The 24,148-nt window shown below is 61.9% G+C and carries 27 protein-coding genes; 14 read left to right on the plus strand and 13 right to left on the minus strand.

The genetic code is table 11. From position 1 onward, the window contains the following. Window positions 1-545 precede the first annotated feature (545 nt). Together HMPREF2565_RS00330 and HMPREF2565_RS00335 are read right to left on the minus strand one after the other, a co-directional pair. On the minus strand, window positions 546-794 hold the full coding sequence (locus HMPREF2565_RS00330) for a hypothetical protein (RefSeq protein WP_071406702.1): 249 nt from the start codon (window positions 792-794) through the stop codon (window positions 546-548). A gap of 141 nt (window positions 795-935) precedes the next feature. Then, a complete protein-coding gene (locus tag HMPREF2565_RS00335; RefSeq protein WP_084738695.1) occupies window positions 936-1,988 on the minus strand; it encodes a pseudouridine synthase in 1,053 nt (350 codons plus the stop codon). Here HMPREF2565_RS00335 and HMPREF2565_RS13850 point away from each other — a divergent pair. The 4 genes from HMPREF2565_RS13850 to HMPREF2565_RS00350 all read left to right on the plus strand — a co-directional run bounded on the left by HMPREF2565_RS13850 (window position 1,924) and on the right by HMPREF2565_RS00350 (window position 4,084). Then, on the plus strand, window positions 1,924-2,064 hold the full coding sequence (locus HMPREF2565_RS13850) for a hypothetical protein (protein WP_168160887.1): 141 nt from the start codon (window positions 1,924-1,926) through the stop codon (window positions 2,062-2,064). The genes HMPREF2565_RS00335 and HMPREF2565_RS13850 overlap by 65 nt on opposite strands. Before the next feature lie 46 nt (window positions 2,065-2,110). Continuing rightward, on the plus strand, window positions 2,111-3,007 hold the full coding sequence (locus HMPREF2565_RS00340) for a universal stress protein (RefSeq protein ID WP_046647652.1): 897 nt from the start codon (window positions 2,111-2,113) through the stop codon (window positions 3,005-3,007). A gap of 139 nt (window positions 3,008-3,146) precedes the next feature. After that, window positions 3,147-3,407, plus strand: a complete 261-nt coding sequence (locus HMPREF2565_RS00345; protein ID WP_010188457.1) for a GlsB/YeaQ/YmgE family stress response membrane protein — start codon at window positions 3,147-3,149, stop codon at window positions 3,405-3,407. A gap of 68 nt (window positions 3,408-3,475) precedes the next feature. After that, a complete protein-coding gene (locus tag HMPREF2565_RS00350; RefSeq protein ID WP_071406704.1) occupies window positions 3,476-4,084 on the plus strand; it encodes a TetR/AcrR family transcriptional regulator in 609 nt (202 codons plus the stop codon). Here HMPREF2565_RS00350 and yidC read toward each other — a convergent pair. Further along, window positions 4,041-5,027: a membrane protein insertase YidC gene (gene yidC, locus HMPREF2565_RS00355; RefSeq protein WP_071406705.1), complete on the minus strand. Its 987-nt coding sequence runs from the start codon at window positions 5,025-5,027 to the stop codon at window positions 4,041-4,043. The genes HMPREF2565_RS00350 and yidC overlap by 44 nt on opposite strands. Before the next feature lie 66 nt (window positions 5,028-5,093). Between yidC and HMPREF2565_RS00360 the strand changes: the two genes are divergently transcribed. Both HMPREF2565_RS00360 and HMPREF2565_RS13855 read left to right on the plus strand, forming a co-directional pair. After that, on the plus strand, window positions 5,094-5,852 hold the full coding sequence (locus HMPREF2565_RS00360) for a class E sortase (protein WP_071406706.1): 759 nt from the start codon (window positions 5,094-5,096) through the stop codon (window positions 5,850-5,852). Further along, window positions 5,852-6,004, plus strand: coding sequence for a hypothetical protein (locus HMPREF2565_RS13855; protein WP_168162646.1), 153 nt, complete (start codon window positions 5,852-5,854; stop codon window positions 6,002-6,004). Before HMPREF2565_RS00360 ends, HMPREF2565_RS13855 begins: the two co-directional genes overlap by 1 nt. 34 nt (window positions 6,005-6,038) lie before the next feature. Here the strand turns inward: HMPREF2565_RS13855 and HMPREF2565_RS00365 are convergent, their stop codons facing one another. Then, window positions 6,039-6,593, minus strand: a complete 555-nt coding sequence (locus HMPREF2565_RS00365) for a DUF2020 domain-containing protein (protein WP_070510855.1) — start codon at window positions 6,591-6,593, stop codon at window positions 6,039-6,041. Here HMPREF2565_RS00365 and HMPREF2565_RS00370 point away from each other — a divergent pair. Further along, the gene (locus HMPREF2565_RS00370; RefSeq protein WP_070702269.1) at window positions 6,592-7,764 is read left to right on the plus strand and encodes a sensor histidine kinase; all 1,173 of its coding nucleotides are present in this window, start codon (window positions 6,592-6,594) and stop codon (window positions 7,762-7,764) included. The genes HMPREF2565_RS00365 and HMPREF2565_RS00370 overlap by 2 nt on opposite strands. A gap of 36 nt (window positions 7,765-7,800) precedes the next feature. Beyond that, on the plus strand, window positions 7,801-8,439 hold the full coding sequence (locus HMPREF2565_RS00375) for a LuxR C-terminal-related transcriptional regulator (protein ID WP_046647640.1): 639 nt from the start codon (window positions 7,801-7,803) through the stop codon (window positions 8,437-8,439). Here the strand turns inward: HMPREF2565_RS00375 and HMPREF2565_RS00380 are convergent. Beyond that, window positions 8,436-8,753 carry a histone-like nucleoid-structuring protein Lsr2 gene (locus tag HMPREF2565_RS00380; protein ID WP_049154631.1) on the minus strand — a complete coding sequence of 106 codons (318 nt, stop codon included), beginning with the start codon at window positions 8,751-8,753 and terminating at the stop codon, window positions 8,436-8,438. The two genes, HMPREF2565_RS00375 and HMPREF2565_RS00380, sit on opposite strands and share 4 nt — an antisense overlap. A gap of 319 nt (window positions 8,754-9,072) precedes the next feature. Next, entirely contained in the window at window positions 9,073-9,705 is a 633-nt protein-coding gene (locus tag HMPREF2565_RS00385; protein WP_070682181.1) for a DUF6474 family protein, read from the minus strand. Window positions 9,706-9,780: 75 nt separating this feature from the next. Between HMPREF2565_RS00385 and HMPREF2565_RS00390 the strand changes: the two genes are divergently transcribed. Next, complete coding sequence (locus HMPREF2565_RS00390; RefSeq protein WP_198531142.1) at window positions 9,781-11,217, plus strand: TM0106 family RecB-like putative nuclease; 1,437 nt, start codon at window positions 9,781-9,783, stop codon at window positions 11,215-11,217. Between the two features lie 124 nt (window positions 11,218-11,341). On the opposite strand, the gene HMPREF2565_RS00395 is transcribed toward HMPREF2565_RS00390, so the two are convergent. Beyond that, entirely contained in the window at window positions 11,342-12,634 is a 1,293-nt protein-coding gene (locus HMPREF2565_RS00395; protein WP_071406707.1) for a copper oxidase, read from the minus strand. 11 nt (window positions 12,635-12,645) lie between these two features. Continuing rightward, window positions 12,646-13,797: an MFS transporter gene (locus HMPREF2565_RS00400; RefSeq protein WP_071406708.1), complete on the minus strand. Its 1,152-nt coding sequence runs from the start codon at window positions 13,795-13,797 to the stop codon at window positions 12,646-12,648. 70 nt (window positions 13,798-13,867) lie between these two features. On the opposite strand from HMPREF2565_RS00400, the gene HMPREF2565_RS00405 reads away from it, so the two are divergent. After that, complete coding sequence (locus HMPREF2565_RS00405; protein ID WP_070545103.1) at window positions 13,868-14,740, plus strand: LysR family transcriptional regulator; 873 nt, start codon at window positions 13,868-13,870, stop codon at window positions 14,738-14,740. On the opposite strand, the gene HMPREF2565_RS00410 is transcribed toward HMPREF2565_RS00405, so the two are convergent. The 4 genes from HMPREF2565_RS00410 to HMPREF2565_RS00425 form a co-directional block, all read right to left on the minus strand. After that, window positions 14,737-15,711, minus strand: a complete 975-nt coding sequence (locus HMPREF2565_RS00410) for an ArsA family ATPase (protein ID WP_070510870.1) — start codon at window positions 15,709-15,711, stop codon at window positions 14,737-14,739. The two genes, HMPREF2565_RS00405 and HMPREF2565_RS00410, sit on opposite strands and share 4 nt — an antisense overlap. Further along, window positions 15,702-15,959, minus strand: a complete 258-nt coding sequence (locus tag HMPREF2565_RS00415; RefSeq protein ID WP_046647629.1) for a cory-CC-star protein — start codon at window positions 15,957-15,959, stop codon at window positions 15,702-15,704. The genes HMPREF2565_RS00410 and HMPREF2565_RS00415 overlap by 10 nt, the downstream gene beginning before the upstream one ends. Beyond that, entirely contained in the window at window positions 15,949-17,655 is a 1,707-nt protein-coding gene (locus HMPREF2565_RS00420; protein WP_070545105.1) for a carbon starvation CstA family protein, read from the minus strand. Before HMPREF2565_RS00420 ends, HMPREF2565_RS00415 begins: the two co-directional genes overlap by 11 nt. Before the next feature lie 438 nt (window positions 17,656-18,093). Beyond that, window positions 18,094-18,696, minus strand: coding sequence for a superoxide dismutase (locus HMPREF2565_RS00425; protein WP_046647628.1), 603 nt, complete (start codon window positions 18,694-18,696; stop codon window positions 18,094-18,096). Window positions 18,697-18,860: 164 nt separating this feature from the next. Between HMPREF2565_RS00425 and msrA the strand changes: the two genes are divergently transcribed. Continuing rightward, window positions 18,861-19,511 carry a peptide-methionine (S)-S-oxide reductase MsrA gene (msrA, locus tag HMPREF2565_RS00430; protein WP_070545107.1) on the plus strand — a complete coding sequence of 217 codons (651 nt, stop codon included), beginning with the start codon at window positions 18,861-18,863 and terminating at the stop codon, window positions 19,509-19,511. Window positions 19,512-19,526: 15 nt separating this feature from the next. Here the strand turns inward: msrA and HMPREF2565_RS00435 are convergent, their stop codons facing one another. Next, window positions 19,527-21,368 carry an alpha/beta-hydrolase family protein gene (locus HMPREF2565_RS00435; RefSeq protein ID WP_070545108.1) on the minus strand — a complete coding sequence of 614 codons (1,842 nt, stop codon included), beginning with the start codon at window positions 21,366-21,368 and terminating at the stop codon, window positions 19,527-19,529. A 140-nt stretch (window positions 21,369-21,508) separates the two neighbouring features. Here HMPREF2565_RS00435 and HMPREF2565_RS00440 point away from each other — a divergent pair, with 140 nt between their 5' ends. The 3 genes from HMPREF2565_RS00440 to HMPREF2565_RS00450 are packed head-to-tail and all read left to right on the plus strand — an operon-like array spanning window position 21,509 to window position 24,111. Continuing rightward, window positions 21,509-22,456, plus strand: a complete 948-nt coding sequence (locus tag HMPREF2565_RS00440) for an L-lactate dehydrogenase (RefSeq protein ID WP_070545111.1) — start codon at window positions 21,509-21,511, stop codon at window positions 22,454-22,456. Next, on the plus strand, window positions 22,456-23,160 hold the full coding sequence (locus HMPREF2565_RS00445) for a glycerophosphodiester phosphodiesterase family protein (RefSeq protein WP_046647624.1): 705 nt from the start codon (window positions 22,456-22,458) through the stop codon (window positions 23,158-23,160). Before HMPREF2565_RS00440 ends, HMPREF2565_RS00445 begins: the two co-directional genes overlap by 1 nt. A gap of 21 nt (window positions 23,161-23,181) precedes the next feature. Further along, a complete protein-coding gene (locus tag HMPREF2565_RS00450) occupies window positions 23,182-24,111 on the plus strand; it encodes a DUF5926 family protein (RefSeq protein ID WP_070545113.1) in 930 nt (309 codons plus the stop codon). Window positions 24,112-24,148 lie beyond the last annotated feature (37 nt).

A 24,148-nucleotide genomic window follows, 5' to 3' on the forward strand; every position in this document is an offset into this window, starting at 1 on the left:
CCGACACCAAACAAAACAAACAACTAAATATATCTCACCAAGAGCCTAGACACACCATGTCTAGGCTCTTGGTGCGTTTTCGGGCCTTCGCATCGCACCCCAAGCAACACTGGGGGCGAGTATACGTGTCGTTGAAGGCAACCTAAGCCAGTCGCACAGCAGTGCTGCCATATCCGGCAGCCGGAAGCGACATCTAGAAAACCCAAAAGCACAAACCCGAAAACACAGACCTGCGTGCTGCACATCCACGTCTCCACGTCTGCGCTTATAGACCGCAACGGATCCGAGCACGAGTCATACGCGCTAATTATCTCAAGCACAAAGAATCCACCGCCGCCCAAACAAGCAACACAGCTTTGCCGGCTGAGGACACTCATCCCCGGACCATTTGCAGGCTACAGCATTCTTGAACCTAGGCGCATCGCCCAAGTGATGGGTTTGCCTCGTAGAGAACAACAAAAATAGCCCCCAGCCGCAGCAAAAGCGGGCCGAAGGCCAAATCTACAGGAAACAGGAACAGGCGCTGTCTTTGGTGACGGTGGTACTTAGCCCTTCTCGCAACCGCGGGTGTCGTGCAAACCGCACTGAGGGACGCCCAGGAACGAAAGGGCGAGCGATGAGAGCGTGACTGGAATAGCGATAATGTCGTAGAAGGGGGAGTCGACGACGAGTTCATTGAGATCGGTGGACGATCCTTGTCGAGCGTTGTTCACTAGCCCGTCCTCAGCGGTCGCTGTGGGGCTTGCCGTGAGCATAAGTGCAGCGGCACCGATGATAGCTAGGGGCTTCTTCATCGTGTCAGTTCCTTTCGGATAGGGAAGTATAGGGGTGTCCTAGGCTATCGGACCAAGATGTCAATGGCACGTTCTAATTCCGTCCCCATTCTTTGGCAGCAGTATTGCCTGGCTCAGCCGTCATGGGGTTTGGAGCCAAAACTACGGGCGAAGAAGATTATGGGTATGTAGGGGTAATTGCGAGTGAAACTCACGGGTATAGCCGGTTACGGGGTCGGTAAAAGAAATGTGCGTCGCCGTCAAGTGCATGGGAATTCGCATGTCTTCGGCTTCTGCCGGGTAGATGACGGGGTAGATGGGGTCCCCAATAATGGGTATGCCAGCCTGAAGCATGTGCAATCGGAGTTGATGCGTCTTTCCGGTCTGCGGCTTCAAGGTGTACTTCGCGAGCTCTGGTAGTGAACCGTGGATGGACTCGTAGGGGGCCTTATCTACCGGCTCCACGCCGGCGACCTCGGTGATGGCATTGACTTCCCCCTCGACGATGCGGCCTTGCAGCTCCCCCGGGGTCTTCTCCATACGGGAGCGCCAAATGGTGCCTGGGGAGACGTCGGCAAGCGGCGCGATGGCCTCGTAGGTCTTGTTTACGCGGCGCTCGGCAAACAACGTTTGGTAGGCGCCCCGGACGGAGCGGCCCTTCGTAAAGACGAGGATGCCGGAGGTAAGCCGGTCGAGACGATGCGCGGGAGATAGCTCGTTGTTTCCCGTCATCCGACGCAGGCGCACGGTTGCAGTCTCTGTGATGTGCCGGGCGCGGGGCATGGTGGCCATGAAGGGCGGCTTATCCACCACTAGGAGGTGCTCGTCCTCAAAGAGGATTGGTATGTCGTATGGGACGGGAGTTTCGGGAGCCGGCATGCGGTAGAAGTACACCATTGCGTTGGTGGCGAGAATACTATCAGGGCGAAGAGGGGAACCATCTTGGCGCACAACTTCGTCTGCGTCGAAGCGGGCCTGTAGCGCGGCCTCGTTGTCGCCGGGGTGACGGTGGCGCTGAGTGACGATGAGGTGGTGAACGAAGTTCCACGCGGTAATCGGACCTTCAGGCACGCGGGCGTGGGTGGGGTTTAGCCCATCACGGATAGGAAGTGGTGTTGCGCCACGCCTTTTTTGCGATATTCTTTGACCCATGGATTTTAACTCTATTCTCGCACCCGTCATCGATTTCTTCTCTAATGGTATCGGTGCCGTCATCCGTGACATTGTCGTGGCCGCCTACAACATCCTCTTCCCCGCCAACGCGGACGCTGCTACCACCCCACAGGTCTAGTAATAGGTATTAGACTGGAAGTGTAAGCACTTCGAAAGGAAAGGTCATGGCAAAGGAAGACATTGTCGTCGTAGCCGTTGATGGTTCGGAAGCGTCGAAGAACGCCGTCCGCTGGGCTGCTAATACCGCGGTAAAGCGGGGTATCCCGCTGCGTATCGCATCGAGCTATACGATGCCGCAGTTCCTCTACGCCGAAGGCATGGTTCCGCCGAAGGAGCTTTTTGATGACCTCCAGGCGGAAACCCTAGAGAAGATCGAGGATGCCCGCGCCGAGGCCCACAAGGTTGCCCCGGATCTGAAGATTGGCCACACCGTGGCTGAGGGCTCCCCGATTGACATGCTGCTGGAGATGTCCAAGGACGTCACCATGATTGTCATGGGCTCCCGCGGTATGGGTGGTCTCTCCGGCATGGTGATGGGCTCGGTGTCCGCATCCGTCGTCTCCCACGCATCCTGCCCGGTGGTTGTAGTCCGTGAAGATAACCACGTCACTGAGTCCACCAAGTACGGTCCGGTTGTCATCGGCGTCGATGGTTCCGAGGTTTCCCAGAAGGCAACCGATTACGCCTTCAAGGAAGCCGATGCCCGCGGCGCGGAGCTCATTGCCGTTCACACCTGGATGGATATGCAGGTGCAGGCTTCTCTGGCCGGCCTCTCCGCTGCGCAGGCCGAGTGGGCTGAGGTGGAGAAGGAGCAGGCAGAGCTGCTGACCGAGCGCCTCGCTGAATTCCAAGAAAAGTACCCGGAGGTACAGGTCAAGAAGGTTATTGCCCGCGACCGTCCGGTCCGTGCGCTGGCAGAGGCTTCTGAGGGCGCCCAGCTTCTCGTCGTGGGTTCCCACGGCCGTGGTGGCTTCAAGGGCATGCTGCTTGGATCGACCTCCCGCGCGCTACTGCAGTCCGCACCGTGCCCGATGATGGTGGTTCGTCCGGACTCCGAGTAACCTTCGCATAACCCCGTAATAACGATTCGGGCCCATTTATTGGATATATGGTGGGCCCGGGTCGTTTTGGTGTTTTAAGGCGTACGGTGGGGAGCACGTAAATAAAAGCTATTTACTGTTATGAGAAGGAGAGAGTGACATGGGACTTGGTCTCGGTTTCTTTGGTTCGATTGTTGTCGGCATCATTGCGGGCTGGCTCGCTGAGAAGATTATGAAGCGCGATCAGGGGCTGTTCACTAACCTCATTGTTGGTGTTATCGGCGGCTTGATTGGTGGCGGCTTGCTTGCGCTCTTTAATAAGAGTGTTGGTGATAGCTGGTTCCTGATGATTATTACGGCAACGGTCGGCGCCTGTATCCTGCTGTGGATTGTGGGAGCCATTACGGGCCGCAAGAAATAATAATTCGCATACATACCGGTTTGTCTATATTGTGTAGATGAACCGGTTTTGTCATGTGAGGAGAAGAAATGGCCGAAAAGAAGTCGCGACGCAATCGTCCGAGTCCGCGCAGCCGACTGCTCGAATCCGCCACGCGGCTCTTTACCACCGAAGGAATCCGCGTCATCGGCATCGACCGCATCCTGCGTGAGGCGGACGTCGCTAAGGCATCGCTGTACTCCCTCTTCGGCTCTAAGGACGCCCTCGTTATCGCGTACGTTGAGGCCCTTGATGAGGAATACCGCGCCGATTGGCAAAAGCGCACCGAGGACGCGACAGACCCGGAAAGCAAGATCCTGGCCTTCTTCGACAAGGCCATCGAGGAGCAGCCCTCCATAGAATTCAGGGGCTCGCACTTCCTCAACGCTGCGGGCGAGTATCCGCGGCCAGAAACTGATGCCGAGCGCGGCATCGTGGCCGCCTGCGTTGAGCACCGCACGTGGATGCATTCCACGGTCACAGCACTCCTCAACACTAAGAATGGCTACCCCTCAGAGGAGCAGGCTAGCGAAATTCTCATCTTCCTTGATGGCGGGCTTGCCGGCGCACGCCTTACCCGCGACGTCGCCCCGCTCGTAACAGCCAAGCAGCTGGCTATTCGGCTTCTGTCGGCTCCTCCTGCCGACTATTCGATTTAACAATTTTTCGTGCCTCCGCCACGATCTCCGAGTGGCGCTTGCGGTTAGCGGCGAGCTCTTCCTTGTGCCCCGGCTCCTCTTTGAGCCGCTGCTTGGCCGCTTTCTTTTCCCGCTTCTTCTCCTTGGTGCGCCAGCGCTGGATGCTGGCGCGGCGCTGCTCGTGGACGGCCTCCGGCAGCGGGTAGCGCTTGCGCAGAATAATTTCGTACACGCCCGTCTGTAGCAGGGTGAAGAGGTAGGAACAACCCCAGTAGAAGATGATGGTCACGGGGATGGGGCCGTGCCAGGCCACCATCCACAACATCCACGGGATAAGAACCACCATGAGGGCCATAAACCACAGCAAGCGGCGAGGGATCTTTTCGTCGAAAAGCGTGGTGAGGTAGCCGCGGTAGAGCGTAATGAGCGTGTTGAGGGAGGTAAACACGAGTGCCGCGATGAGCATGGGCAGGACCAAGTCACGGTGCTCGCGGGCGAAATCGGTGAGGGGAACGCCGAAGACGGTGGAGGCGCGGAAAGAGGAGACGTCGTCTAGCGTGAGCATTCCCACCGGCTCATGTGTGGAACCGGAGACGCGGAGCACCACCTGGTAGAGGCCAATAAAGGCGGGAATGATGAGGAAGGCTGGGAAGCAACCCACCAGCGGGTTGTGCTGAAAGCGCTTCTTGAGATCGCGCTGCTGCGTAAGGACGGCGACGGCTTCATCGACGGTGTCGGCCCGAGCGAGCTGCGCGTTGAGCTCAGTCATCTCTGGGCGCATGAGGGCTCCGATGCGGCCTTGCTTCACGGAAAGCCAGTTCAGCGGTGCGATGAACCCGCGGACCGTCAGCACGAGGAAGACGATGGTGAGGATCCATGCCATGGAGCCGGAGAAGAAAGCGCCTAACAGGAGGTGCCAGAGTTTCATGATTCCGGAGACCGGATACATGAAGATTTCGATCATCGCCTACTCCTCTTTCTGCAGGGTGGTGGGGCACTTACACGTTACAGGGAGGCTAGGGTAGTGAGTATGCCCCACCCCACCGCACGCACGCGAACGACCGTCGGCTCCGTCATCGGTGAGCTGATGCTGACGGCCGGCGTGCTGCTGCTGCTCTTTGCTTTTTACGAGTCCTACTGGACCAACATCGCCTCCGGCAAGCTACAGGACGAAGCCAACGAGACGCTACAGGAGGAGTGGCACAATCCGCGCGGCGCTGGCCATGCCCCGCAGCTCGGTGAGGCATTTGCACGCCTCTATATCCCTGCCTTCGGCTCGGACTTCGCCTTCGCGGTCCTCGAAGGCACCAACGAGGATGATTTGCTGCGCGGACCGGGGCGCTACACCGACACGCAGATGCCCGGTGAGCCGGGCAACTTTGCGGTGGCCGGACACCGCGTGGGCAAGGGCGCGCCCTTTAATGACTTGGGTAACCTGCACACCTGCGACGCCATCGTCATCGAAACTGCGACGGAGTGGATCACCTACCGCGTGCTGCCTATCGACGGTTCCCCGGGGGAGTGCTTCAGCCCAGAGCAGCAAGCCAAGCCGGAGTACCAGCCCATTCAAGGCCGCCACATCACGCTGCCGGGTGATGTGAGCGTGCTCCAACCTGTTCCCGGAGCGGAGGGCGTTGAGCCCAGCGAATCCTTGCTTACACTCACGACGTGCCATCCGCAGTTCTCCAATGCGGAACGCATGATCGTGCACGCCATGGAGACCGACCGGGAGGCTAAGAAGCCCGGCTCAGATGACAATGACCGCCCCGCCGTCTTGGAGGAGAACTAATGTATCGCGCACTGTGGAACCTGTTGCCCGGCCCCACCGCGGTAAAAGCCGTGCTGGCGTTGGCTCTTGCCGTGGGGGTTTTCCTCCTGCTCATGGAGGTTGTGTTTCCCTGGGTAGCAGCGCAGATGCCCTATAACGACGTTGCCGTTTAGACCATTAAATGCTTAGGCCTTATACGTTTAGTCCTTATAGGCCTAAACGGTTGATCGCTTCCTGCGCTATGAGCTGGGGCTTGAGCGTTTGCAGCTGGTTCGACCACACCACCACGGCGTGGTTGTCCTTCTGCACGGCGAAGACCGAGTGATCCTCAAAGACGCCGCGCCCGCCCGACCAGCCATCGAATTCGGCAAGCTCCGTGTCCTCGACAGGGGCGGCCCAGTCCACGACCGCGCGCGCTTCCTCCACGCTGGGCATCTGGCGGATGAGGACGGTGACTTGTGGCTCCTCGGGGTAGGACCAGAACACACAGGCGGGGGTGCCAAAGCGCTTGTCGACGCCCCACCGGGTCATCCTCTGCCCGTTCGTATCGGCCACCCATTGGGTATCCAGATAGGGGCAGTCTTCCCAGTCGCTGACCTCCGCTGTGGCGTCGATGGGCAGGCCATCGCCTGCGTCGGTGGGTGGCGCAGGGCTTGCGGCCGGGGTGCTGGGGGTGGGGTCGTCTGCATCCGAGCACCCCGCGGCGGCGAAGCCGATGCCGATCAGGCAGGCGGCAAGCGGGGGAAGTAGGCTGTGGCGCATGACGTCCACACTAGACCAGCGCTCGGTTGAATCGGATGCCCTGCGCAACGGTATCCACGTCCTGACGGCGACGCTGCTGGTGGTGGCGATTTTTACCACGGTGCGCCTACCTCTGTGGCAGGGCGTGCTCAACCTGCTGCTCTTGGTTTCTTTCGCCGTGGTGTACTTCGGGGGCTCAGCCTACTTGGAGACGCTGCCGCGCATCGCGCGTTATGGCTGGATAGTCATCCTCACGGTATTGTGGCTTGCCGACTTGGCTGTGGCGCCTGCGGCCATCTACCTCGTGTTTTCCCTGTACTTTGTGTACCTCTACGTACTGGAGATGATCCCCGGCGTCATCTGCGTTATCGCGGCCACGGTGATGACCGTGCTGGTGCAGGTACCGGGCGGGCTGTCCTTCGGCGGCGTCATGGGCCCAGCGGTATCGGCCCTGGTGACGATCGCTATCACCTATGCCTTCCGGGCGCTGAGCCGTATGAACCAAGAATTGGTGAAGACCCGTTCGCAACTTGTGGAGTCCGAGCGCACGGCCGGTATGACAGCCGAGCGCCAGCGCATCGCCCACGAAATCCACGACACTCTGGCACAGGGCCTGTCCTCCATCCAGATGCTTCTGCACGCCGCTGACCGCGACCTGGCCCAGGAGAATATCCCTAAGGCGCAGGAGCGCATTGAGCTCGCCCGGCGCACCGCGGCGGATAACCTCCACGAGGCGCGTGCCATGATCGCAGCACTCCAGCCGGCGGCGTTATCAGAAACCTCCCTGGAGTCAGCTATGACCAGGATGGCGGATAACTTCGCGGCAACCGGTGGGGTTGATGTTTCCGTGGACGTTGAAGGCGATGTCCAGCAACTTCCCATGAAGGTGGAAGCAGCACTGTTGCGGATTGCGCAGGGGGCGATGGGGAACGTCGTCAAGCATGCCCACGCCAGCAAGGCACGGGTGACGGTAACCTATGCGCCGGATGAGGTGCGCGTGGACGTGGTGGACAATGGAGAGGGCTTTGATGTCGAGGCAGTGGAGAATAAGCCGGCGGGGTTGGGGCATATTGGTCTATCGGCGATGCGCAGGCGTGCTGAGGAACTTGGTGGAGAGGTCGTGATTGAATCCACGCCAGGCAGCGGTACGGCGGTCTCAGTTAGTGTGCCCTTACATAACGATGTAGATTAGGAATTTGTCCACACCGTACCAATGAGGAGGAAGCCCGTGATTAGGGTCTTGCTTGCCGACGACCACGAGATCGTACGCCTAGGTCTACGCTCGGTGCTCGAGGGGGCTGAGGATATCGAGGTGGTGGGTGAGGTAGCTACCGCCGAAGCCGCCGTCTCCGCAGCGCAGGCAGGTGGCATTGACGTCCTCCTCATGGATCTGCGTTTCGGAGCGGGGATTGAAGGTACCCGCGTCATGGGCGGCGCGGAGGCGACTGCCGCCATCCGCTACTCCATGGAGAATCCGCCCAAGGTGCTCGTGGTGACCAATTACGACACTGACGCGGACATTCTCGGGGCGATTGAGGCCGGAGCGGTGGGCTATTTGCTGAAGGATGCGCCGCCGGTGGAGCTGCTCGCGGCGGTGCGCTCGGCGGCCGACGGTGATTCGGCGCTCTCGCCGGTGGTGGCCGATAAGCTGATGACCCGCGTGCGCACGCCGCGCACCTCTCTTACCCCGCGCGAGCTGGAAGTACTGAAGCTGGTCGCGGCGGGATCCTCCAACCGGGAGATCGGTGTGGAGCTGATGCTTTCGGAGGCGACGGTGAAGTCTCACCTCGTCCACATCTACGACAAATTAGGGGTGCGCTCGCGCACGTCGGCCGTGGCGGCCGCCCGCGAGCAGGGCGTTCTTTAGAGGTTGTTGGCGTCGCGGTAGGCGAGGATGACGTCGTTGGGGATCTTGCCGCGCTCGGCCACCTGGTAGCCGTGCTGGGCGGCCCAGGCGCGGACATCGGCCGGCTTGTAGCGGCGGGTGTCCTTCTTCACCGGGTGACGGGCGGCCTTTACGAAAGGCTCCAGTGCGGCGTGGAATTTATCGGCATTCTCCTGGGAAACGTCGAGGAGATAGTCCTTACCGTCAACGCTGAAGCGGATGACAATCAGCTCTTCCTCGCTGAGGGGCTTGTTATCAATGTCGTCAAAAAACTGGGTGATTTCGCGGCGTGCCATGATTCTCCATTCGATCTGTCTGTAATCTGATCGCGCTGTGTTTGGGCTTCCTTCATCGTTCACCACAAGAGCGGAAGCCTAAACTTTAAGTAACTTAACGGCTTAAAGAGAAAGTCATTAAAAGAACCTTCTCTTGTTATTGACTATAGAGCAAAACCACGTCTGCGACACAGTTAAGGGGCGCAAGGAGAAGCAATATTCTGGCCGGTAACAAAGGCTGATTTTAAACCCGAAAGAAAAAGCCTCCGATCCGCTTTCTCGCCCTTGTTAGGAGGCGGGAAAAGTGGGGATCGAAGGCTGGAAGCTGTGGTGCGAAGGGTTATGCGCCCAGCTTGGACTGGATCTCATCGTTGAGGGAATCAATCTCGCCGGAGATGGAGCGGTGTGCGCGCTGGCGCTGCTGCTCAGTCATGTATTCCGCATTGTCGATTGCGGAATCGAGCTCGTTGAGCCGCTCCTTGACGTCGCGCTTAAAGCCGGCGGGCAGCTGGGCGTCCTTCAGGGAGTTGCGGATGCCGGCGGTGCGCGCCTTTAGCGGTGCGCCGTGGCCGGAGAAGGAGGCCAGCTGTTCAGCGCTGACGCCAGCCTTGTGCGCACGCTTCTTCTCAACCTCGCGCTGGGCAACGGTGATGCCGCGGTAAATCAGGGGCAAAAGAAGAGGTGCGGCGGTGCGCAGGGCGCCGGCATAGCGCTTGACGTTGCCCTTATTTAAACGGCCTTCTTTAATGCGTTCGAGTTCCTTCTTGGCCATTTTGTATTCGTGCTTGCGGCGATTCTTCAGGCCCTTTTCCTCAGACTTGATAAGCGCCTTCTCCTGCTTAGCCAACAGCTTTTGCTGACGGTGCTTGGCCTTATCAGCGGCCTTGACCTCTGCCTTTACACGGGTCTTGGCGGCCTTAACCTCAGCACGGGCCTCACGGCGGGCCTTGCGGATCTTCTTCATAATGCCCATTGAAACGTCCTTAAATTATTCTTCCTTAGGGTCTCGCTACAACTCTAGCAAGGTGGTCTACTAAGCTCACCTGCTGTGAAGGATGTGCTCGTCGCCACGGATCTTGTGGGCTGCCGTTATCGCTTGGTGCAGCGCCGCGCGCATCCCGAGATCCCACGTACCGCGGTAAGTCAGGCCCGTGCGGAACGCCATGCCGCGGCCATCGATGCCGCCTTGAGCCGCCTTCCCGCCAAGGGGCCGGGCCGTTTTCGCCGCATTGACCTGGAGGGTAGCGACTTCGAGCGGGCCCTGGCCACGTTGGAGGCTCTAGCTCGTGGGTATACGCACATCACCAACGCCGTCTTTTCCACCGAAGAGTGGATGGTGCGCGTGGAGCTCCTCGTTCGGGACGGCGAAATGTATAGCCCTGTCATCGTCTCCGATCACCGCGTGGCGCGCCGGCATGAGGCCTCGTGTGCGCTCGTCGTGCCGACCCACCGCTTGGGGTTGAGCGAGCCCTTGCCGGCAAAATACAAGATTCGGCATCACGCCATCGACGGCTACCGTTTGGCGCTGGCAGCCCGGGGCTTGGAAGAAGTGGGGCTGAATTCTGGCAGGGGCGCGGCGATTGGGCAGGACCGCAGCCAGGCTTTTGTCACGGATACCTCGCGTTTTGCCATCGATGAGGCACTGGCGCAACCGCTGCCCGCGGGCCCGCGCCGCGTTAAGGAGTGCGCCTCCTGCCGCTTTTGGCCCTTGTGCCGGGAAGAGCTGGAAGCCCGCGATGACATTTCCCTTTTCCTGCCGGGCGACCGCGCCAACCCCTACCGCGAGCGCGGTATCACAACGGTGCAAGGGCTTATCGACGCCTCCCTCGGCGCCCCCTCCGCCCTCGCCGCCGCCTGGCGCGAAGGTATTCCCCTGCTGCGCCGCGGGCAGGTCAGCGTTCCTCGCGCGGATGTGGAAGTCGACGTCGATATGGAGGCCTACCTGGATCAAGGCGCCTACCTGTGGGGTGCACTCCTGGACGGTGAGTATCACTCTTTTGCCACGTGGGAGCCGCTCGGCGGCCGGGCGGAAGCAGAGAATTTCGCCGAGTTTTGGGAGTGGCTCATGGGAGTGCGCGCTGACGCACATGCGGCGGGAAAGACCTTTGCGGCGTATTGCTACTCCGCCCACGGGGAGAACCATTGGATGCGCAGGTCCGCGCAGCGTTTTTCTACCCCCAACCTCCAGGAAGTGGAAGAGTTCATCTCCTCGGAGGAGTGGGTGGATATGTTTGTCCACGTCAAGCGTAGTTTCGCCGGCACCGCGGGGTTGGGTCTGAAGACCGTGGCCCCGGTCGCGGGCTTTGAATGGCCGGAAGAGTTTGACGGCGAAGAATCCGTTAACGCCCGCCGCGCCGCCCTCGCCGGTGACACGGACGCGCGTGCGCAGATTCTGCGCTATAACGCCGGCGATGTGCGCGCGACCCATGCCGTCCGCGAGTGGATGTCTCACGGCGCGCCGGGCGTGCCTCCCCTCGAGCCCTAGCTTCTTCTGCCTTCCCGTTTGCAAGTCCCCAGACCTCAAACCCGCAACCTGCAGGTGGGCGTCGCCAAGCGCTTGCCGACGCCCCACTGCCCACCAGGAGGTTGCGGGATCGAGGTCTGGGGATCTACAGGATGAGGCTGAGTCCGCCGAGGATGATGAGCACCGCAAGCGCCACCCACACCTGGTCCCAGTCCGTTGTGCTCGTTGGGGCTGGGCCTTCGGCCTTCTTGAGAAGCACGGCTTTCTGGGCCTTGACCGCGCGGGCGGTGAGGATGGGGAGGACGGCCATGGAACCGAGGCAGAGCAGCGAGGCGGCAACCATGGTGAGGGAACTGGAGGTGGCCAGCCAGAGGGCAAGTCCGCCGTTGATAAAGACCGAGCGCCCCAGCCCCCAGCGGTTATATTCGCGCAGGCCAGCCCGCACCGCTGAAGGGCCGCCGCCCATCGTGGTGGGCAGCATATAGCCCATGACGCCGATGAGCAGTTGGGCGCCAAACCCCACGACGAGCGCGAGCATGGGAATCTGGGGCTCGCTGGAGAAGAAATGCTGGGTGGTGTAATACACCAGACCGCCGAGCAGCCAGAAGCAGGAAAAGAGCACAGAAAGCGCCGGGAAGGTGATGCGCCCGCGTGGTTCCCGGAACACGCTAAGGGTATTGAGCAGCCAGCTCTGCAGGCTGAGCGCCCAGCCGACGCAGTAGACGATCAGGCCCGCGTGCGGTACATTCCACGCGCTGCCGATCACGGTGGTCACCACGCCCAGCGCCAACAGCGTGAAGCTCAGGCTCATGTGTGGGTTGATTCCCTTGGTGCGCCAGATAGATGGGAACAAGATGGTGAGTGAACCGGCGGCTGCGAGGCCGACGAAACCGCCGATATTGGCGGCAACGTGTGCAATGAGCAGGCGCGGATGGGAAGGGTGCGTGGCGAGGAATGCGCCAAGAGTAGCGCCCACGGCAAGGAAGAAGGCCGAGGCCACATAAGCTGCGACGACGGGGCGGAACCTTTTGGATTCCGCGCGGCGCCACAAAGCAAAGAGGACCAACCCATGCCAAGACACCGCAAGAGCGACAAGCGTGGCACCTATCTGTGTAAGCACCCAGTGGTGGCCCCAATATTCACTGAGGATTTGGCCCACGAGGGTGAGGATAACGCCGGCATTCTGCAGATAAATCCGCGCGAGCTGGCGAGGGCGGGCCGACATCGGAACTTTGAGCTGCACGAACTTTTCGGTGAGGTGCTGGGACCATACCACGATGCTGTTGCTGAGAATGCCTAGCGTGAAGAGGTGGATGAGGACCCACCGGTAGTTGGGGATAAGGGTATGGGTTGCGCCGGCGAGAAGAAAGACCATCATCCATAGGCTGACCGGGCGGGATGCTTTCCTGTGCCATGTGCGCGGCGACCACTTATCCATAAAACACGATTTTATCCGGTTTTTCTCACAACCCAACTCAGTGCCGCGATACCCGTGGCGAGGGCGGTGTAGACGGCGATGAAGCCGGTCCACGATAGGGAATCAAAGAGCACGCCGGCCAGCGCGCCCAGGATGGAGCTGCCCAGGTAATAGAAGAAGACGTAGAGGCTGGAGGCCTCCGCGCGGTCGTGGGTGGCGATGTGCCCCACCCAGCCCGACGCGGTGGAGTGCGCTGCGAAGAAGCCGATGGTGAAGAGCACGATGCCGAGCAGGGTGGGGATCAGTGACCCCATACAGAGCGCGATGCCCACGGCAAAAAGCAGGCAGGACAGCAGCAAGGTGTTGGCGTGGCCCACTTGTGTGACCAGCCGGCCGGCGCGCGCCGAGGACCACGTGCCGGTGAGGTAGAAGAGGAAGACCAAGCCAGCCAAGCCCGGCGAGAGGTGGAAGTGGTCGATGAGCCGAAAAGCCAGGAAGTTATAGAGGGACACGAAGGTGCCCATCGCCACGAAGGCCACGATGAATAAGGGGATGAGGCGGGTGTCCCGGGCATGGCGGAAGATGGCGCGCAGCTCCGAGTGGAAGTGAATCGCCTTCGGGGTGAAGTTCTGTTGGTAGGGCAGCAAGATCGCCGCGATGATAGCCAAAATCAGCGTGACCAGGCTAGAGCCCGCCAGCGCCCAGCGCCAGGACGTGAGCTCGAGCAGCCCGGTGGGAATGAGGCGGCCGGTGAGCCCACCGATGGTGGTGCCGGCGATGTACAACCCCATGGCACGGGCGACGTAGGAGCTTTCCAGCTCCTCCGAGATCCAGGCCATGGCGGTGGCGGGTGCGCCGGCGATGACGGCGCCCTGGAGCGCGCGGGTGGCGATAAGTATCTCCGGATTGGGCGCCAGCGGCACGAGCATGCCGATGAGCGTGGCCGCGATGGTGGAAACGAGCAACAGCTTTCCACGGCCGATGCGCTCGGAGATGATGGACACGGGGATCACGCAGATAGCCAGCGCGCCTGTGGCCGCGGAGATGGTCATGGCGGCTTCCGTGGGGGACATGCCCATGTCCTCCACCAGGGTGGGCAGCATGGCTTGGGTGGGGTAGAGGCAAGAAAAAATTGCCAAGCCCACGAAGAGCATGGCAATGGTGGCGCGCCGCGTTCTGGTCATGCATCAAGCATGGCCTAGCGCGGGTTATGTGTAAAATGTCTAAAAGTTACATAAAACATGCGAGGTGTGCATGAATCTGGAGGATGTGCGCGGCGTCGTCGCCGTGGCCGACCATGGCCTCGTCGGCGCGGCTGCCGACGCCCTCGGGCTCTCCCAATCCGCGCTAACCCGCCGCGTGCAGCGCATTGAGGCGGAGGTGGGGGCCAGCCTCTTCGAGCGCAGCGGCCGGCGCCTGCGGCTCAATGCCCGCGGCCAGGCATTCGTGGAGCATGCCCGGCGGATGCTCATGGCGGAGACCGCCGCGCGCGACGCCGTTTCCCGCCTCATGGATCCGGAGCGCGGTACCGTGCGCCTTGACTTCATGCATTCCCTCGGCACGTGGATGGTCCCGGAACTGCTCAAGGCCTATCGTGCCGAACACCCTCACGTGGACATCCGCCTGCACCAGGGCGCGGCGCGCGAGCTCGTGGAGAGAGTAGCGGCCGGGGAGTCAGATCTCGCGCTCGTTGGCCCCCGCCCCACCACCCCGGGGGCCGTGGGCTGGCACCAGCTTAAATTGCAGCGCCTCGGGCTCGCAGTTCCGGAAGGGCATTGGGCGGCAGGACAAGACAGCGTGCGCATGGAAGATTTTCGGGAGGAGCCCTTCATCGGCATGCTGCCCGGCTACGGAACGCGTATGCTGCTGGATTCCCTGGCGAGCGAAGCCGGATTCACCCCGCGCCTCATCTTCGAATCCATGGAGCTGACCACCGTGGCCGGCCTCGTGGCTGCTGGCCTGGGATCGGCGCTGCTGCCGCTCGATGACCCGTACCTCAAAGCCCGCAACCCCATCCCGCTGCAGCCCGCGGCCTACCGTGAGCTGGGGCTGGTGTGGCGGGAGGGCGATGATGCCCCGCCGGTCGAGCACTTCAAGGATTTCGTCGTGACACGCACCGCCGACTAGCTGCCGAAGGGGAGCTCGGCGGCCAGAGCAGCGAGCGCTTCGGGGGTGGATACCTCATGCGGCAGCCAGGGCAAGGTGTGCACCGGCTGGCCCGGCAGCTTCTCCGCGAGCAGCGCGAGGGCCGCATCCTCCGAGGCGCGGCGCTGTTGAAGAAACTCTTCCGTGCTTTCCGGAGTGCGGCGGTTGACCAGCAGCCCACCGCAGTGCACGCCATGGGAACTCAGGTCCGCGAAGAACTCGGCGGTTTCCAGCACCGGGGTGCGATCGGCGGTGAGGACGAGGAAGAAGGACGTGGTGGTTTCGTCGGAAAGCACGGCGCGCAAACGCTCGAAGCGGCGGCGGCGCTTGAGCAGCGTGGACCGTATCTCCTGGTTGCGGCGGTCCACGGGGTCCTGCGAGCTGGCGGAAACGGCCTTCTCCGCTGAGGTCATGCCGCGCACCACCGCGCCGAACTTGTCGGATTTCTCGCGCCGCGCGAGCAGTCCATCGGTATACGCGGCCATGATTTCCGGCAGCGCCATGAGTCGGGCGGTGTGCCCGGAGGGGGCGGTATCGAAGATGATGTGCTCAAACCCTCCACCATCCTGCTGCTCTTCGATGAGCTGCGCAATGCGCTCCAGCATCGCCGCCTCGTGCGTGCCGGGCGAGTGCCGGGCCAGGTCCAGGTGGCGGTCCACCTCGCGGTGGAGGCGTTCTGGCATGAAACGACGCATTTGCTTGGCGACGCCCTCTAGGTGCTCCTCCGTCGCCCGCGCCGGGTCGATCTCGATGACGCTTAAGTGGGGGCGGACGGTAGTGGGGACGTCGGAAAGCGCGGTGCCAAAGATGTGCCCCAGGTTGTGCGCCGGGTCGGTAGATACCAGCAGCACGCGCTTGCCTTCCTGGGACAGGCGCAGCGCGGTGGCGGTGGCCAGCGTGGTCTTTCCCACCCCGCCCTTGCCGCCGAAGAACATGACGGGGGCTAGCAACATGAGATTCCGTTCAAAGGTGAGCGCTCCATGCCCATGCGCGTGTGCCAGGCGTGGAAATCTTCGTACATCAGCGGCAGCAACTCCAGGGTGTAGTAGCTGGCCGGATTCGGCAGGCCGAGGGCCTCCGAGAGGATAAGCAGCATGAAGAGGTCGTCTTCCTCCTGCTGCGCCTTAGCGAAGGAACGCCGATAGGGCGCGGAGTAGAACTCGTCTAGACCGCGCCCAAAGGCCTTTAGTTTATCGAGCATTGACCGGCAGGGGCGGCTCGATGTCTTCGTCCTTCCATACCACCTGCGGGGCCTTGCGGGCGCGGGAAATGGCGGCGATGGCTTCGGCGATGACCCAGATGGCGGCGACGATAATGACGCCATCGATAAGGAGCAGCAGCCAGTTTCCGGCCTGGAACAGCGTCTTGAGCTGCAGCACCGCCGCCCACAGAGACATGACGGTAACAAAAATCAACGGGAGCAGCACTGGCCACGTCGGGCGGCGCAGCTGGGTGAGGATGACCACGATGATGGACAGCGTCAGGCCTGCCATGAGCTGGTTGGTGGTGCCGAAGAGCGGCCAGATGAGCATGCCGCCGGAGCCGTCGACACCGGTGGAGAAGGTCAGGCCCAAAGCGCAGCCGACGGCGATGATGGTGGCAACCAGGCCGCTGAGCTTGATGCCCATGAGCTCGGCGGCCTCGGAGACCACCATGCGCTGCAGGCGTACACCGGAGTCCATCGTCGTCGCAGCAAAAAGCACGGCCATGGTGGCCAGGATGGTGGCGGAGAGCGAGGTGGGGATGCCCAAACCTTCGTTCATGAGGGCACCGCCGCCCTGGACGAAGGCGCCGACGCCGCCGGCGTTCCACTCGTTGTAGACGGCCTCCCAATCGGCGGCGGTCTTGAAACCGGATGTGGTGGCGACGATGGTGCCCAGTGCGAGGAGGCCCTCGCCCACGGCGCCGAAGTAGCCGACGAAGCGGGCGTCGGTTTCCTTATCCAGCTGCTTGGAAGAGGTCCCGGAGCTCACCACGCCGTGGAAGCCGGAGACGGCGCCGCAGGCGATGGTGACGAAGAGCAGCGGGAAGATGCCTGGTGTGTTGTCAGGGACGTGATCCGACACGGTCGGTGCAACAACCTCGGGGCGGGTGATAAGGAAGGAGCCGTAGAGGATGATGAGGCCGACGAAGAGCTGCAGGCCGTTGATGTAGTCGCGCGGCTGCAACAGGACCCACACCGGCAGCAGGGAGGCGATGAAGGCGTAGACGAAGAGCAGGATGATCCACACGCCGCGGTCCGGGATGCCCAGGACGGTTTCCGGCAGGGCCAGCGGGACGCGGTCACCGATGATCATCAGCGCGTACAAGGCAGCGACGCCCACGATGGAGACGATGGTCAGGTTCCAACGGAAGCGGTAGATGGCCTGGCCGATGAGCAGGGCGACGAGGATGGCGCCCCAGGTGGGGATGACGGCGGTGGGCGTGGAAATCAGCAGGTTGGAAATGACCACCGCGAAGGCCGCGTTGACCATGAGCAGCAGCAGGAAGATCACGACGAGGAAGAGCGCGCGCCCGCGGGCGCCGATATAGCGCCCAGAGAGCGTGCCGATGGACTGTCCGCGGTGGCGCTGGGAAGCCCACAGCGCGCCCAGGTCATGCATTCCGGCAAAGAAGACCGTGCCGAGCGTGACCCAGAGGAAGGCTGGTAGCCAGCCCCAAATCACGGCGACGGCGGGGCCGATGATGGGTGCAGCACCCGCGACCGAGGTGAAGTGATGGCCCCACAGCACGTATTTGTTAGTAGGGACGTAGTCGACACCGTCCTCCATGGTGTGGGAGGGCGTGGAGAAACCCTCGGAGAGCTGATACACCTTCGACGCAAGGAAGCGGGAGTACAGCAGGTAGCCCGCCACCATCATGGCGAGTCCGATAAAGACGAGAAGAAGTGAGTTCACAAAACCACCTGAAGAGAGTCAATTGAGATGTCGCATCAGCGTTGGCTCCTCAGCAAGAAAGGCAAGCCTGTAATACGCATCCCTGTGTGCAGGTGGTGTGAATTATGCCATAGCTGTTTTGTGAAGGTGGGTTTAATTTCTAAATCTCGATAGGGAAAGTTGGGGCGGGTGGGGCAGAAGGGGGTGTGGTTCATCACCGCTCACGGTCTGCGAATTGCCTTGACCGATAGGCCAACTGCCCTACATGACGAAGATCCCCCTCGGATCGGCAATGGCGGCGCATAACTTTGGCAACTCGGGCAGTTTCGCCTCGCGCACCGGGAGCAGGAGTCCTGTGCAAAGGCCTGCAGCTTGTTGAAAACGCGAAACCGCGCCGAGCCTCATTGAAGAGGGCCCAGCGCGGTCGAAGCTATATGGCCTTAAAAGAGGCCGGAATGCTTACTTGGTGGCAGCAGCGTAACGCTCAGCAACGTCATCCCAGTTGAAGACGTTCCAGACAGCCTTGACGTAGTCAGCCTTCACGTTCTTGTACTGGAGGTAGAAGGCGTGCTCCCACATATCCAGCATCAGCAGCGGGGTGAAGTTCACCGAGATGTTGCCCTGCTGATCAGTGAGCTGCTCAATAATCAGGCGACCAGCAACGTGGTCGTAGCCCAGAACTGCCCAACCGGAGCCCTGCAGGCCGGTCGCAACAGCGGAGAAGTGAGCCTTGAACTTCTCGAAGGAACCGAAGTCGCGGTTAATAGCCTCAGCCAGCTCGCCGGTCGGCTCGCCGCCACCGTTCGGCGAGAGGTTCTTCCAGAAGATGGAGTGGTTGGTGTGGCCACCCAGGTTGAAGGCAAGGTTCTTGGACAGAGCGCGGATAGCGTCAGCGTTAGCCTCGCCGTTGCGCTGCTCCTCCAGAGCCTCGAGCGCAGCGTTAGCGCCAGCAACGTAGCCAGCGTGGTGCTTGGAGTGGTGCAGCTCCATGATCTCAGCGGAGATGTGCGGCTCCAGAGCGTCGTATGCGTAGTCGAGTTCAGGAAGTTCGTAAACAGCCATTTGTGTCATCCTTTCTTTGGGGTACGAGGCCCCATCGTAGGGCGCGGATGAGGATTTGGCCACAATAATTTTTTAATGGGAACCGCCGTGAACGAAAACCTGGATTGCAAGCGGCGTAGCGGAGTATAAGGGGAGGACAACGCTAAGTGTAAGGAGAACCCAGCATGTTTCTTTTCAAACCAGAGCCCAAGCTGGTGGCAGCGGAGGACGCCCTTCCCGGGCGCGCCGAGCCCGTCTTGGACAACCCGCAGCCCCACGCGGTCCTGGGCACTCCGATTACTGGACCGTGGAAGGACGGGCAGAAGTCCCTCATCATTGCCATCGGCTGTTTCTGGGGCGCGGAGAAGATGTTCTGGGAAACTGAGGGCGTGGAGTCCACGTCCGTGGGCTATGCGGGCGGCACCACGCCTAACCCGACCTACTACGAGGTCTGCCGTGGGCTGACCAACCACGCGGAGGCGGTGCAGATTACCTACGACCCGCAGCGTGTGCGCCTGCGAGACTTAGTGGTCAAGGCTCTGGAGGCTCACGACCCCACCCAGGGCTTCCGCCAGGGCAACGATGTCGGCACGCAGTACCGCTCGGCGTTCTACCCAGAGACCGAGGAGGAGCGCCAAGAGATCCAGCAGCTCGTGGATTCCTACGCAGGCAAGCTTGCCGACGCCGGCTTTGGCGCCACCACCACCGAAGTCACCCTCCTCAGCGAGACAGACTCGGGAGAGTATTACCTGGCCGAGGACGAACACCAGCAGTACCTGCACAAGGTGCCCAACGGCTACTGCCCGCACCACAGCACCGGCGTCAAGTGCGGCTAGCGCGCGGGCGCGCGGCTAGAGCTGCTTGCGCACGTGCGTGCGGAAGTCGGAAGGTTTGTTGAGCTGGTCGCGCTCCACGAAGGCCCGCATGCGCTCGGCGAGCTCCGGGGTGAGCTGGGTTCGCGTTTGGGAGCCGAGGACGGAATCCCAGTACCAGAAGGTTTCCTCAAAGTAGTTGTGCCCGTGGCCACCCGGCACGTTGAGCGAGTTGATCTGGTCCAGCGCTACCTGCCAGAAGGTGATGAACGGATGCCAGCGCAGGTTCTTAAAGGTATCTGCGTACAAGGTCTGCGGGGTCGGCTCGTGGATCCAGTTGGGGCGGGCATAGATGAGCTTGCTGTCCCACCACACGATGGCATCGGAGGCGTGCTGCCCCACCGCCACGCGCGGGCGCTCCCAGGGGCCATAGGGTTCGCCGAAGGCATCGTGTTCCATGTGGGCGGGAACGCTGGCGAAGCGGAGGTGCCGGCCGCCGTCGATAAGCGGCAGGCGTTCCAGGGAACCGCGTTCGCGGTGCAGGCGCCGCATGAAGCTGGTCATCCGAGGCGGCCCAGTGAACACCGCACCATCGCAGTCGGCTAGCAGTTCTTCGAGCGTCTCGTAGTTTTCCACGATGGCATAGCAGCCCAAGGACTCGCCGCTTAAGTACAGCTTCGGGCGGTTGTCCTCAGGCAAGAGCGCGAGGCGGGCATGAACGGCGGCGATGAGCTCGCGCGCAAAGGTGCGGGAGAGGTTCTTGTCCACCAGATAGGAAAACATGGAGGGCAGGTAGTCAAATTGCAGGGCTACGGTGGCGCAATTGCCGCGCGTGAGGAATTCATAGCCGCTGACCGAATAATTGTTGATCCAGCCTGAGCCGGAGGGCATCTGCAGCACGATGGTGTCGCGGTGGAAAGCGCCCGTGCGATCCATCTCCGCCACCGCGTGGCGGGCGGCGGCGTGCGGACCACGGCCGCGGATGAGCCCGATGTAAATACGGATCGGCTCGTGGGCACGTTCGAAGTGCATAACTTCTTTGATGTCCTGGGCGCGTGGGCCGCGGTCGAGGAAGGCCCTGCCCTGGGAGCCGACGGCCGTCCACGGCTCGTGGGACCAGGGGCTTCCCGAGCGTTCCGGCTCCCACGGCATCGCGGAGCCTGGGTACACCAATTTATTGAGGGCCAGACCTTGGATGGAGGCCCTGCGGAGCAGCCGGCGCCACACCATGCGGTCGCTGACCACAGCCGCAGCGAAGCCGACCGCGCCACCTGCTAGCGGCCACGCTATCCACCTGGGCAGCCAGCGCTGCACCTGGCGGGAAAGCTGGGTGACGGCGATCTGCGCTGCCTCCCCGACGATGAGCAGGGCGCCGTAGCCCGCGGTGCCCACCACCATGCCCAGTGCTGCGGATTGGGGGCCGCGGTCATTGAGCTTGCTTACGAGGCGGGCTTGTTCTGATTGGTTGCGCAGGGAGCGTATGCCCGCGATGAATGTTCCGAGCCCAAGCAGGTAGTAGGAGTAGCGCCGGGTGGTGGGGCCCACGTGGTCCTGGGGGCGTCGCCCAGCGAGGCGGAGCCCGCGCTTCGCTGCGAAGGCCGCGGTGGTAGCGGCGAGGTGTCCCGCACCTTGGCCGATGGCCACGTTGGCGGCAGTGACCCACCACGGGCGTGGCAATAGCGACGGGGAGACGGCTGCCCAGGTTGCTACCTCCGCGCCGAAGATCCCGGGCCACATATTTTGCGGCAGGCGCCGCCGGCCGGTCATGCGCATGCCGGGTGTGAGATCGCTGATGAGCTCCAGGGAAAAGATTGCAGCCTGAAGGCCCTTCTGAGCGGTTGTCAGTGCGATGCGGCGTGCGAGTTGACGCATGGTGGCCATTGAACCAGCTTTAGTGCGGGCGCGCAGGGAAGCCTCAAACCGTGCACAATCGGACATGAAAATGTGAGATCGGACTACTGGTCCTGTGAATTCGGGCGCATAACGAGCAAAATTCGGACATTGGGGGCACAATAGGAGGCATGGGAAATCATGTTGGAAACAAAGTAGTACTCATCGGTGCTGGCGACGTTGGAGTTGCTTACGCCTACGCTCTGGTCAACCAGGGCACTGTTGACCACCTGGCCATCATCGACATCGACGAAAAGAAGCTCGAAGGCAACGTCATGGACCTCAACCATGGCGTCGTCTGGGCCCCGTCCCGCACCCGCGTGACCAAGGGCACCTACGAAGACTGCAAGGACGCCTCCATGGTCGTCATCTGCGCCGGTGCTGCGCAGAAGCCTGGTGAGACCCGCCTGCAGCTCGTGGACAAGAACGTCAACATCATGAACTCCATCGTGGCGGACGTCATGAAGAATGACTTCGACGGCATCTTCCTGGTCGCCTCCAACCCGGTGGACCTGCTGACCTATGCGGTGTGGAAGGCCTCCGGCTTCCCGCACCAGCGCGTCATCGGCTCCGGCACCGTCCTGGACTCGGCCCGCTACCGCTACATGCTCTCTGAGATGGATGACGTGGCGCCGACCTCCGTCCACGCCTACATCATTGGTGAGCACGGTGACTCCGAGCTGCCGGTCGTCTCCTCCGCCAACATCGCAGGTGTCTCCCTGTCCCACCGTTCTGAGGAGGACCCGGGCTACAACGAGCGTATCGAGAAGATCTTCGAGGACACCCGCGACGCCGCCTACCACATCATCGACGCTAAGGGCTCCACCTCCTACGGCATCGGCATGGCCCTGGCCCGCATCACCCGCGCGGTCATCCAGAACCAGGCTGTTGCGCTGCCGGTCTCTGCTTACCTGCAGGGCGAGTACGGCCACGAGGATGTCTTCATTGGCACCCCGGCCATCGTTGACCGCTCCGGCGTCAACCGCGTTATCGAGCTGGCCCTCGATGACCACGAGAAGGAGCGCTTTGAGAACTCCTTCAACACGCTCAACACCATCAAGGAAGAAATCTTCGGCTAGTGAAGATCGTCGCCCACAGGGGATACTCCGGGAAATATCCGGAGCTATCCCCTCTTGCCTTTGAAAAAGCGCTCGCGCTTCCCATTCACGGTATCGAGTGCGATATCCGCCTGAGCAGCGATGGCAAGGTGGTGGTTCACCACGATCCCACCCTGGACCGCACCACGAACGGCTCGGGCCGAGTGTCTCGCCTGACCTGGGAGGAGCTGCGCCGCCTGAAGATTGGCGGCGGCCAGCGCATGCTGCTTCTCGACGAGCTCCTCGAGATGCTCGGTGACAAGAAGCATCACCTCTACATTGAGACCAAGCATCCCTCGGGGCAGGGCGACATCCTCGAAGAACAAATGGTGCTGCGGTTGCGCTATGCAGGGCTTCTCGACGACCCCCGGATCCACATGATTTCCTTTTCCCACCGGGCCATCCGTCGAATGGCAGCGCTCGCCCCGCACGTTGACCGCATCTACCTGCGCCGCGATTGGGAGCGCCATTTCAACCGCCCCGATATCCTGTTATCGCAGCCCACTGGCCTGGGCATGTCGCTGTTGCGCGGCAAGCTGCAACCTGGTGCCATTGGCGCGCATGGTCTGCCCACGTACATGTGGACCATCGATAAACCCGAGGATATGAAGTGGGCATGGGCCAATGGGGTGGATATTCTCGCCACGAACCAGCCGGAAGTGGCCCTGCATGCCATTGAGCTGTAATGAACAGGTAAGTTGTTCAGTATGGCCAAGAAGAAAAAGAAGAACGAACAGCTGCCGGAGGGCATGTCCCGCCGCCAAGCTAAGCTCGCTGCCCGCGCCGCCGAGCGCGCTGCCCTGGAAAAGGACCCTCGCCCCTTCGGTGGGCTCGCCGCTGAGGCTAGCCTCGTCGCCCTGCAGGAATTTGTTCCTTCCGCAACGGCGAAGCTGTCCGTCAAGGGCTTTGACAAGGACGTCTACATCGCCACCGTGCTGCCCGGTGCTACCGCGGCGCTTATTCGTGACGAGGAGTCTGGCGGCGAGGCTTTCGTGGGCCTGCAGGTACAGTCCCACACCCACAACCCGGGCCGCGACCTGGCTTTTGCCCTGAACTGGGTGAAGAACAACGCGCCGGGTTCCACCCTCGAGTCCACCGCTGCCGACGGCTCCCAGCCGGAGCTCAAGGAGCTGCTTGAGGAAGACGCCGAGCTGGAGATCAACGTCTACCAGGACTTCGCGTGGTGGATGCCGGAGGGCGCGCAGGTTCCTCCGCAGATGGCGCAGGCTCTGCAGCGCGCCAACGATTCCGTCATCGAGTCCTACCAGGTGGGCCAGGAGGCCGAAGGTTTTGTCGGCACCGCCTTCTGGGCTAACGCCGGGGGCGGCAAGGCCCACATCCGCTGGGTCCGCCCCTGTGATGACGAGAATGCTTTCCTCAACGCGCTGGCGCGCGTGGCCGCTCGCGGCGAGCTCAACTTGGGCGAGGACACCAAGTTCGCCGGTGTCTTCCGCACGCACGGTCTGATCGCCCCGGTCTTTGACCTCGACCCAGAGGTCGCGCACGACTCCTACGAGGCCGAGCTGTCCCGCGTGAACAAGGCGTTGGAGGAGGAGATCTCCAACGACGCCAACCTCAACGCCGATGAGCGCAAGCAGCTGCAGAACATCAAGTCCCGTCAGGTGACGCTGCGCTAATTCCTCGGCACCTTCGCCCCGAGGCTTAGGTACATAT

The organism is Corynebacterium sp. HMSC072A04 (assembly GCF_001809235.1).
Taxonomy (GTDB): domain Bacteria; phylum Actinomycetota; class Actinomycetes; order Mycobacteriales; family Mycobacteriaceae; genus Corynebacterium; species Corynebacterium hiratae.